The 8,672-nt window shown below is 67.5% G+C and carries 9 protein-coding genes; 6 read left to right on the forward strand and 3 right to left on the reverse strand.

Annotated features, from left to right (window positions below; translation table 11 throughout):
- The first annotated feature begins 151 nt into the window (after nt 1-151).
- From KYX69_RS22535 to KYX69_RS22550, 4 genes are read left to right on the forward strand one after another with little or no spacing between them, the layout of a single operon-like run.
- Nucleotides 152-1,252, forward strand: a complete 1,101-nt coding sequence (locus KYX69_RS22535; protein WP_300501607.1) for a DUF2336 domain-containing protein — start codon at nt 152-154, stop codon at nt 1,250-1,252.
- Nucleotides 1,249-2,628 (forward strand): HAMP domain-containing sensor histidine kinase, encoded by a 1,380-nt coding sequence (locus tag KYX69_RS22540; RefSeq protein WP_300501608.1) that lies wholly within the window; start codon nt 1,249-1,251, stop codon nt 2,626-2,628. The genes KYX69_RS22535 and KYX69_RS22540 overlap by 4 nt, the downstream gene beginning before the upstream one ends.
- 57 nt (nt 2,629-2,685) lie before the next feature.
- A complete protein-coding gene (locus KYX69_RS22545) occupies nt 2,686-3,912 on the forward strand; it encodes a S41 family peptidase (RefSeq protein WP_300501609.1) in 1,227 nt (408 codons plus the stop codon).
- Nucleotides 3,913-3,930: 18 nt separating this feature from the next.
- Nucleotides 3,931-4,293, forward strand: coding sequence for an MmcQ/YjbR family DNA-binding protein (locus tag KYX69_RS22550; RefSeq protein WP_300501610.1), 363 nt, complete (start codon nt 3,931-3,933; stop codon nt 4,291-4,293).
- On the opposite strand, the gene KYX69_RS22555 is transcribed toward KYX69_RS22550, so the two are convergent.
- A complete protein-coding gene (locus tag KYX69_RS22555; RefSeq protein WP_300501611.1) occupies nt 4,294-5,031 on the reverse strand; it encodes a glutaredoxin in 738 nt (245 codons plus the stop codon).
- A 76-nt stretch (nt 5,032-5,107) separates the two neighbouring features.
- Here KYX69_RS22555 and KYX69_RS22560 point away from each other — a divergent pair, with 76 nt between their 5' ends.
- A complete protein-coding gene (locus KYX69_RS22560) occupies nt 5,108-5,485 on the forward strand; it encodes a MerR family transcriptional regulator (RefSeq protein ID WP_300501613.1) in 378 nt (125 codons plus the stop codon).
- Between the two features lie 54 nt (nt 5,486-5,539).
- On the opposite strand, the gene KYX69_RS22565 is transcribed toward KYX69_RS22560, so the two are convergent.
- Nucleotides 5,540-6,814: a citrate synthase gene (locus KYX69_RS22565; protein ID WP_300501612.1), complete on the reverse strand. Its 1,275-nt coding sequence runs from the start codon at nt 6,812-6,814 to the stop codon at nt 5,540-5,542.
- Between the two features lie 29 nt (nt 6,815-6,843).
- Nucleotides 6,844-8,280, reverse strand: a complete 1,437-nt coding sequence (gene gltX, locus KYX69_RS22570; RefSeq protein WP_300501614.1) for a glutamate--tRNA ligase — start codon at nt 8,278-8,280, stop codon at nt 6,844-6,846.
- A gap of 136 nt (nt 8,281-8,416) precedes the next feature.
- On the opposite strand from gltX, the gene KYX69_RS22575 reads away from it, so the two are divergent.
- On the forward strand, nt 8,417-8,672 hold a 256-nt coding region (locus KYX69_RS22575), incomplete at its 3' end, for a hypothetical protein (RefSeq protein ID WP_367280222.1).

Genomic DNA, 8,672 nt, shown 5'->3' on the forward strand with positions numbered 1-8,672 from the left:
CCGACCAGGACACGATCAGATCCGGCTGAACATCCCCATCACGCCTCATCGCCATCGCTGCAGCCTATCTCGTCCTTCAATACTCTCTCTGAATCAGACGGACCCGACTTCGTCAACGGGCTGTTAACCGCATTCCGTTATTCCGGAGACCATGTCCGACCCGAATGTCGACATGAGTGACGGCGCCACCGATCGGGGCGCCCGCACGTTGCTCGCGCATGTCGCGGGCGCGGACGCTGCCGCTTTCCGCGGTCTGGCGACGGCGATCGATGATTTTTTCCTCCCCGAATCGCACCGGTTGGACGAGCGGACGCGCGTCGGGCTGAGTCGCCTGCTGCGCGCCCTGGTCGATACCGTCGAGGGCGAGATTCGCGATCATGGCGTGCGCCAGCTGCAGGTGCAGGGTGAGACCGCGCTGGCCGATGCGCTGGCGGGGGCCGATGGCGTGTTCACCGCTTTGTGCGAGTCGGGCCTGTTGCGCGATCGTGAGCTGATGGGCGAGCTGATCGCGCAGGTGCGGCAGGAGCTGCTGGCCAGCGGCATGCCGGTACAGGCGCATGACGACCCCGAACGGCCGAGCCTGATCAACCGTTTCGTCCAGCATCCCGACCGGGTGCTGGCGCAGAGTGCGATGGGTGTGTTGATCGCCGAGAGTCGCCGCCGCAGCCTGCCCGAGGCCGGGCCGTTGCCGCAGACCGATCTGCCCGCCGAGCTGCATCACAAGCTGGTATGGTGGGTCGCCGCCGCGCTGCGACAGCGGGTGGTCGCCGAGGATGTCGCCACGCTCGATCGCGTGCTGGCGGAGGCGGCGCAGCGCAGCCTCGCCGCGCATGACGAGGGCGACCGGGTCGAGGCGGCGGTGATGCGGCTGGCGGTGGCGATCGATGCGCAGCCGGACGAGCTGCCCGAGTTGCTCAACGAAGCGTTGGGCGACCGGCGCGTGACGCTGTTCGCAGGGCTGCTCGCCCATGCACTTGGCGTGGATTACACGGTTGCACGCAGCCTTGCGCTCGACGCGGGGAGCGGGCGGTTGTGGGTCGCGTTGCGCGCGCTGGATTTGGACCGGGAGGCGATTGCGCGCCTGGGCCTGGCGCTGACCGAAGCCGATCCGCGCCGCGATATCGAAGCGTTCGCCGAAACGCTCGACACGATCATGGCCGTTGAGGTTGAGGATGCGCGCGCGGCGCTGGCGGGGCTGCGGCTGCCGGGCGATTATCGCGCGGCGGTGCAGGCATTGGGGGGCGCGGCATGAACGCGATGGACCCGCATGTGCCGGTGGCGATCGGCCGGGTCGGGCGCGACGGGCGGCTGCTCGACGCCGAACCGCGCCTGTCCGATCTGAACAGCCGCGCCGGGGGCAAGCAGGGCGAGCCACTGGCGGTGCCGCAGATCGCGTCGATCGCGCGGCTGGCACTGCGGCTGGGCATCGCGATTTCGCGCAACATCGTCGCGGCGGATGGTGAGGACGATATCGACCTGTGGGTCCGCGCTGAACCTGACGCCGATGGCGTGCGGCTGGAGGTCAGTGGCTGGCGTCCGCGCGCTGCGTGGCGGGCGGTGGCGGATGAGGGGCGCGAGGATGATTTCCTGCGCTCTGACGCCGACTGGGTGTGGGAATGCGACTCGGCGATGCGGCTGACGCATCTCTCACTGGAGGCGGGCGCGCGCTATGGCTTCGATGCGGGCAAGATGCTGGGGCAGCCGCTGACGTTGTTGTTCGCGCTGGAGGCGGATGACGAGGGCGCGCTGCCGATCCTGACCGCGGCGGCGGAGCAGGGGCGGTTCGAGGGGCAGGTGGCTGAGCTGCGCGGCACCGGGCGCCGCGTGCGGCTGTCTGCCAGCCCGCGCGTCGATGCGCAGCTGCGCTTTGCCGGCTTTACCGGCGCGGCCGAGATGATCGATGCGGACGCGGATGCGCAGGCGCACCCGCCGGCAGCGCCCGAGGCGGTATTCACCAGCGAATTCGGCCAGCGGCTGGACCGTGCGCTGCGCAAGCCGCTGAGCCGGATCATCGCCAATGCCGACAGCATCAGCGCGCAGATCGATGGCCCGCTGCGCACCGATTATGCCGAATATGCCGGCGACATCGCCAATGCCGGGCGGCATTTGCTGTCGCTAGTCGATGACCTTGCCGACCTGACCGCGGTCGAGCGCGATGATTTCGAGGTCGAGGCGGAGCCGATCGACCTGGCCGATATCGCGCGCCGCGCCGCTGGCCTGCTCGCCGTGCGCGCGAGCGAGGCGGATGTGCGGATCGACAAGCCCAAGGCGGACGAGCGCCTGCCCGCGACCGGCGAGTTCCGTCGTGTGCTGCAGATCATGGTCAATCTGATCGGCAATGCGCTGCGCTATTCGCCGCCGGGCGGATCGGTATGGGTGCGGCTGGAGCGTGAGGGCGCGCTTGGCTGTGTCATCGTCGCCGATCAGGGCAAGGGCATCGCGGCAGAGGACCATGCCCGCATCTTCGAGAAATTCGGGCGCGTCGATCCGACCGAGCCGGGCGGCAGCGGTCTGGGTCTCTACATCGCGCGGCGGCTTGCCCGGGCGATGGGTGGGGACATCACCGTGGACAGCGCACCCGGCCAGGGCGCCCGGTTTGTCCTGACCCTTCCCGCCCGCGACGGCTGACCGATTCGATTACAGCTGTAGTTGAAAGCGGGGTGGCGGCGTGATAGGTCCGCCGCCATGACCATGATCGATCGCCGCGCCGCGTTGCGCGGTCTTGCCGCCGGCCTTGCCCTTCCTGCCCTTCCGTTGGCCGTGCGGGCGAAGGAGCCGCCGCGTGACGTCACGCTCGCGCAGGATTTCGACGAGATGTGGGAGACGCTGCGCGACCGCTATTGCTTCTTTGGCGAGAAGGCGACCGACTGGGACAAGGTGCGCCGCGTTTATCGCCCGCGTGCGATCGCGGCGCCGAGCTGGAACGATCTCGCGCATGTCCTGCGCGCGGCGCTGGGTGAGCTGTATGACCCGCATACATCGGTGCGTAGCGGGCCGAATGGTATCGCGCGGATGCCGCCGTTCGACCTGCTGGTGGAGCGGAGCGCCAGTGGCCTGCGCATAACCAATGTCGCTCCGGATTCCGGGGCGAGCGCAGCGGGACTGGCGATCGGCGATGTCGTGACCGCAGTCGATGGCGTGGCGGTAGGTGAGGCGATCAAAGCGGCGGCGCTGACCTGCCTGGCGCGGCCCGATCCGGCGGCGGATCAGTTTGCGATCAACGCGGTGGTGGCGGGCAAGCGCGCGATGGCGCGGCAGTTCACCGTGGCGGGGAAGGGGGAGGTCGCGCTCCCGATCCCGCAGCGCGATGAGCCACCGACCATCGCGCATCGGCGGCTGGAAGGCGGGATCGGTCTGATCGCGATCCGCAGCTTTGGCGATTATGCGGCGACCGGGGCATTTGACGCGGCACTGGCCCAACTGCGCGATGCGCCGGCGCTGATCATCGATGTGCGCGGCAATGGCGGGGGCGATACGGCGGTTGCGCGCCCGATCATGGGGCGGTTCATCACCACCCGCGCGCCCTATGCACTGATGCGGCGGCGCGCAGGACGGGGCCTGAGCGCGCCATGGACCGAATGGGTCGAACCGCGCGGGCCGTTCACCTATGACCGGCCGGTGATCGTGCTGTGCGACCGCTGGAGCGCGAGCATGGCCGAGGGGTTCCCGATGGGGATGCGGGGCTTGGGCCGGGCGCGGATCGTGGGGACGCCGATGATGCAGCTAGGCGCGGCGGTGTTCCCGCTGCGGCTCGACCGGACCGGGTTCGAACTGCAATATTCGGCCGAGCCGGTTTACGACGTCGCCGACCGGCCGCGCTGGCAGTTGGTGCCGGATGTGCTGGTGCCGGATGGCGCGGATATTCTCGCCGCTGGCCTTGCCGAAGCGCGGCGGATGGTGACGGCGCGCTGATCGCGCTAAGCTGCGCCGATGCCGACTCCGCGCGAAATCATCGATGCGTTGCGCCAATGGGGCCTGACGCTGCCCGGCGCACACCTCAAGGCGCCGTGGCCCGATCATTCGGACCTGGCGGTCCACGACAAGACCTTCGCCTATCTCACCACGGGCGACGATTTCCGCATGTCGGTGAAGCTGCGCTACACCGGCGAGGTGGCGCTGGACCTGCCCTTTGCCCGGCCCACCGGCTATGGGCTGGGCAAGAGCGGGTGGGTCACGTTCGAGTGCGACGCGGCGGCGATCCCCGATCCGGCGCAACTGCGCGAGTGGATCGAGGAAAGCTACCGCGCACAGGCGCCGAAGCGGCTGGTCAAGGAACTGGACGCGCGCGGGTGATCAGCGCAGCAGCATCCACAGCGCCATCGCCACCATCATCACATTTTCGGTCAGCGAGATGAAGCCGAGCGGCACATTGCTGTCGCCGCCCATGCACGCACATTTGAGCTCGCGCTTTTCGATATAGACCGCCTTGAACACCGACACCGCGCCGACGCTGCCGATGAACGCGGCGAGCGGGATCGACAGCCAGTGCAGCGCTTGCGCGGTCATCAGGATGCCGGCCAGCCCCTCGGCGAACGGATAGATATAGGCATAGGGCACCCAGCGCCGGGCGAGCAGGTCGTAGCCCAGAAACATGGTCGAGAAGCTTTCGACATCGCGGAGCTTCTGGATGGCGAGTGCGACCATGCTGAAGGAGATGAACCACTCGGCGGCGCGGATCGTGAAGGGGGAGCCATAGGCGGCATGGCTTGCGGCCAGCGCCATGAGCGCCATCATTCCGAACAGTGCGATCACGGGCGCGTAGCTGGTCTCGCCCTTTTCGCGGACGTGGAGGCCGAAATGGCGGCGCAGATCGTCATAGCCGCCGATACGTCGCCCGTCGATGAAGGTCTGCGGCGTGGTCATGACGCCATGCTTGGCTTTGAACGCGTCGGTCTCCGCACGCGTGCGTAGCCAATGGTCTTCGACCGCAAAGCCCTTGCGCTCCAGCAGCGCTTTCGCCTTCAAGCCATAGGGGCAGATATGGCCGGGCATGACCATGCGGTAGAGGCTGGCGGTTGGCTTGGCGGGCATGATGAACTCCTTGGATTTGGAACGTGCCCACGCCAGATAGGGTCCGTATCATAGTACGGAGTCAAGCGTGTCGGATATGACGATCGGTGGGCTCGCCAGAACGGCGGGCGTGGGGGTCGAGACGGTCCGCTTCTACCAGCGGCGCGGCCTGCTCAACGAACCGAGCCGCGCCGGGGGCGTGCGGCGCTATGGACCGGCCGATGTGGCGCGGTTGCGCTTCATTCGGGCGGCGGCTGGTGCCGGGTTCACGCTGGCGCAGATTGCCGAACTGTTGAAGCTCGATGCGGGCGAGGATCGCGGGCGGGCGCAGGAGCTGGCCCGCGACCGCATCGCCGCGATCGACATGCAGATGGCGCGGCTTGCCGAAGCACGCGCCGCGCTAGCGGGACTGGCGGCGCGCTGCGCGGCAGGCGAAGGCGATGGCTGCCCGATCCTGACGGCATTTGAAACATAGGAAAAGGCCCGCCGGATCGCTCCGACGGGCCTTCGACTACGTCTTGCCTGCGCCTTAGCGCTGGCTGACCGGAACGTAATCGCGCTGGGTCGGGCCGGTGTAGAGCTGGCGCGGGCGGCCGATCTTCTGGTCCGGATCGCTGATCATTTCGTTCCACTGCGCGACCCAGCCGACGGTGCGGGCGAGGGCGAACAGGACGGTGAACATCGTGGTCGGGAAGCCGATCGCCGACAGGATCACGCCCGAGTAGAAATCGACATTCGGGTAGAGCTTCTTGTCGATGAAATACTGGTCGCTGAGCGCGATCCGCTCCAGCTCGCGGGCGGTGTCGAGGACGGGATCGCTGATGCCGAGCTTGTCGAGCACTTCGGTCGCGGCCTTGGACAGCACCTTCGCGCGCGGGTCGAAATTCTTGTACACGCGGTGGCCGAAGCCCATCAGGCGGAACGGATCGTCCTTGTTCTTGGCGCGGGCGATATATTCCGGGATGCGATCGGGATGGCCGATTTCACGCAGCATGTTGAGCGCGGCTTCGTTCGCGCCGCCATGCGCCGGACCCCACAGGCAGGCGATGCCCGCCGCGATGCACGCGAACGGGTTGGCGCCCGACGAGCCGGCGAGACGCACGGTCGAGGTCGACGCATTCTGTTCGTGATCGGCGTGGAGGATGAAGATCTTGTCCATCGCCGATTCGATGATCGGATCGACGACATACTCTTCCGCCGGGACGCCGAAGGTCATGCGCAGGAAGTTGCCGGTGTAGGACAGCGAATTGTCCGGATACAGGAACGGCTGACCCACGCTGTACTTGTACGCCATCGCCGCGATCGTCGGCATCTTGGCGATCAGGCGGTGCGACGCGATCATGCGCTGGTGCGGATCGCTGATGTCGGTCGAGTCGTGATAGAAGGCCGAGAGCGCGCCGACCACGCCGCACATGATCGCCATCGGGTGCGCGTCGCGACGGAAGCCGCGATAGAAGGTCGCGAGCTGTTCATGCAGCATCGTGTGGCGGCTGATCGTGTGGGTGAACTTGCCCAGTTCGTCACCGTTCGGCAGCTCGCCGTTCAGCAGCAGATAGGCGACTTCCATGAAGCTCGACTGTTCGGCGAGCTGGTCGATCGGATAGCCGCGGTGGAGCAGGATGCCTTGGTCGCCGTCGATATAGGTGAGGCCGCTCTCGCACGATGCTGTCGAGGTGAAGCCGGGGTCGTAGGTGAACATGCCCGTCTGGGCATAGAATTTGCGGATGTCGACGACCTCGGGGCCGACGCTACCCTGTCGCACGGGATATGCCTTGTCGCCCAGATTGAGGGTGGAGTCGGTCATCGTCACTTCCTTTCCTTCAGCCGTCCGTGTCAATTGCCCGGGGAGGCCGTCATCTGATCTGCAATGCGGCCGAGGCTTTCGTCGCGCCCCAGCAGGAAGAGCACGTCGTAAATCCCCGGTGAGGTGCGCTTGCCGGTGAGCGCCGCGCGCAATGGCTGTGCCACCGCCCCCAGTTTGACGCCCGCCGACTCTGCGACCTCACGTACCGCAGCTTCGAGTGCTTCCGTATTCCAGTCCGCCACCGCGTCAAGCGCGCTGTGCAGTTGCGAAATAAGTTCGCGTGCCGGGCCTTCAAGCAGCGGCGCTGCATCTGCGTCGATTTCGAGCGGACGGGTGGCGAACAGGAAGGCCGCGCCATTGGCGATTTCGATCAGGCTGGCAGCGCGCGGCTTGAGCGCATGCATGCTGCGCTGCAGAAGATCGCGCTGTTCCGCCGTCGGTTCGAACGGGAGGAATTTGGCGGCGAGTTCGGCCAGCCGCGCATCGTCGGCGGCGCGGATATAATGGCCGTTGAGGCTGTCGAGCTTTTTGAGGTCGAAGCGCGAGGGCGACTTGCCGACGCCGTCGAGCGTGAACCATTGGATCGCCTGGTCCCGGTCGATGATCTCGGCATCGCCATGGCCCCAGCCGAGGCGGAGGAGATGGTTGAACAAAGCTTCGGGGAGGACGCCGAGGTCGTCGCGATAATCGTTGACGCCGAGTGCGCCGTGGCGCTTCGACAGCTTCGCTCCGTCCGCGCCGTGGATCAGCGGGATATGGGCATAGGTCGGCTCGGCCCAGCCCATCGCGCGGATGATCGTCAACTGGCGGAAGGCGTTGTTGAGATGATCGTCGCCGCGGATGACATGGGTCACGCCCATGTCGTGATCGTCGACCACCACCGCGAGCATATAGGTCGGCGTGCCGTCCGAGCGCAGCAGGACCATGTCGTCCAGCTCGGCATTCTGCACCGTCACCTCGCCCTGAACAAGGTCGCGGATCGTGGTCGCGCCTTCGCGCTCGGCGCGGATGCGCACGACGTGGGGCTGGTCGAGCGGGCCGTCGGTGCGGTCGCGCCACGGGCTGCGGATGCGATAGGGCTGTTTCGCCGCCTGCGCCGCCTCGCGCTGTGCCGCGATCTCCTCCTGCGTCATCCAGCAGCGATAGGCGTGGCCGCTTTCGAGCATCGCGTGCGCGACTTCGGCGTGCCGATCGGCGCGGGCGAACTGATAGACTTCCTCGCCATCCCAATCGAGGCCGAGCCATTGCATGCCGTCGAGGATCGCTGCGATCGCCGGTTCGGTGGAGCGGGCGCGATCGGTATCCTCGATCCGCAGCAGGAACTTGCCGCCGTGGTGGCGCGCGAACAGCCAGTTGAACAGCGCGGTGCGCGCGCCGCCGATATGCAGGAAGCCGGTCGGCGAGGGCGCGAAGCGCGTAACGATGTTCGTGCCCGAAGGCTCAGGTGCAGCGCTCAACCGCGCGATCTCCAGCTTGTACAGGGTGGCCGGGATGGCCGGCTGCGCCCCTAGCACGCGGTTTCGTGCGCTTCAAACCGCAGTGATACGTAGGGTATTGGAGTGGGTTGCGTAGGGACTAGGGGTGGCCCAAGCTGTCGCCCCGATGGGAACCGACGCCGCGCGCGCATGGGGGCCGATGCGGTTCCCGACCCCGGCATGGCCGGGCGGTGTCGGCGTGCGGGTCGAGCGCTGGCTGGAGGCCGAGCGCGGGCAGCTGTTCCTGTGGGTGCCGGTGATGATCGGGGCGGGCATTGCGGCGTGGTTCGCGCTGCCCGATGCGACGCGCTGGGGGGCGGTGATCCTGGGCGGGCTGGCGGTGGCGGCGGCGGCGCTGGCGGTGGGGCGCAGCGGGCGCGCGG

Source organism: Sphingomonas sp. (genome assembly GCF_030145815.1).
Lineage (GTDB): Bacteria > Pseudomonadota > Alphaproteobacteria > Sphingomonadales > Sphingomonadaceae > Sphingomonas.

Excerpts from the sequence above, each read along its gene's own strand:
- KYX69_RS22540 (WP_300501608.1), top strand. The coding sequence starts at position 1,249 with ATGAACGCGATGGACCCGCATGTGCCGGTGGCGATCGGCCGGGTCGGG.
- KYX69_RS22535 (WP_300501607.1), top strand. The coding sequence starts at position 152 with ATGTCCGACCCGAATGTCGACATGAGTGACGGCGCCACCGATCGGGGC.
- KYX69_RS22555 (WP_300501611.1), bottom strand. The coding sequence starts at position 5,031 with ATGCCCGCCAAGCCAACCGCCAGCCTCTACCGCATGGTCATGCCCGGC.
- KYX69_RS22550 (WP_300501610.1), top strand. The coding sequence starts at position 3,931 with ATGCCGACTCCGCGCGAAATCATCGATGCGTTGCGCCAATGGGGCCTG.
- KYX69_RS22545 (WP_300501609.1), top strand. The coding sequence starts at position 2,686 with ATGACCATGATCGATCGCCGCGCCGCGTTGCGCGGTCTTGCCGCCGGC.
- KYX69_RS22565 (WP_300501612.1), bottom strand. The coding sequence starts at position 6,814 with ATGACCGACTCCACCCTCAATCTGGGCGACAAGGCATATCCCGTGCGA.
- KYX69_RS22560 (WP_300501613.1), top strand. The coding sequence starts at position 5,108 with ATGACGATCGGTGGGCTCGCCAGAACGGCGGGCGTGGGGGTCGAGACG.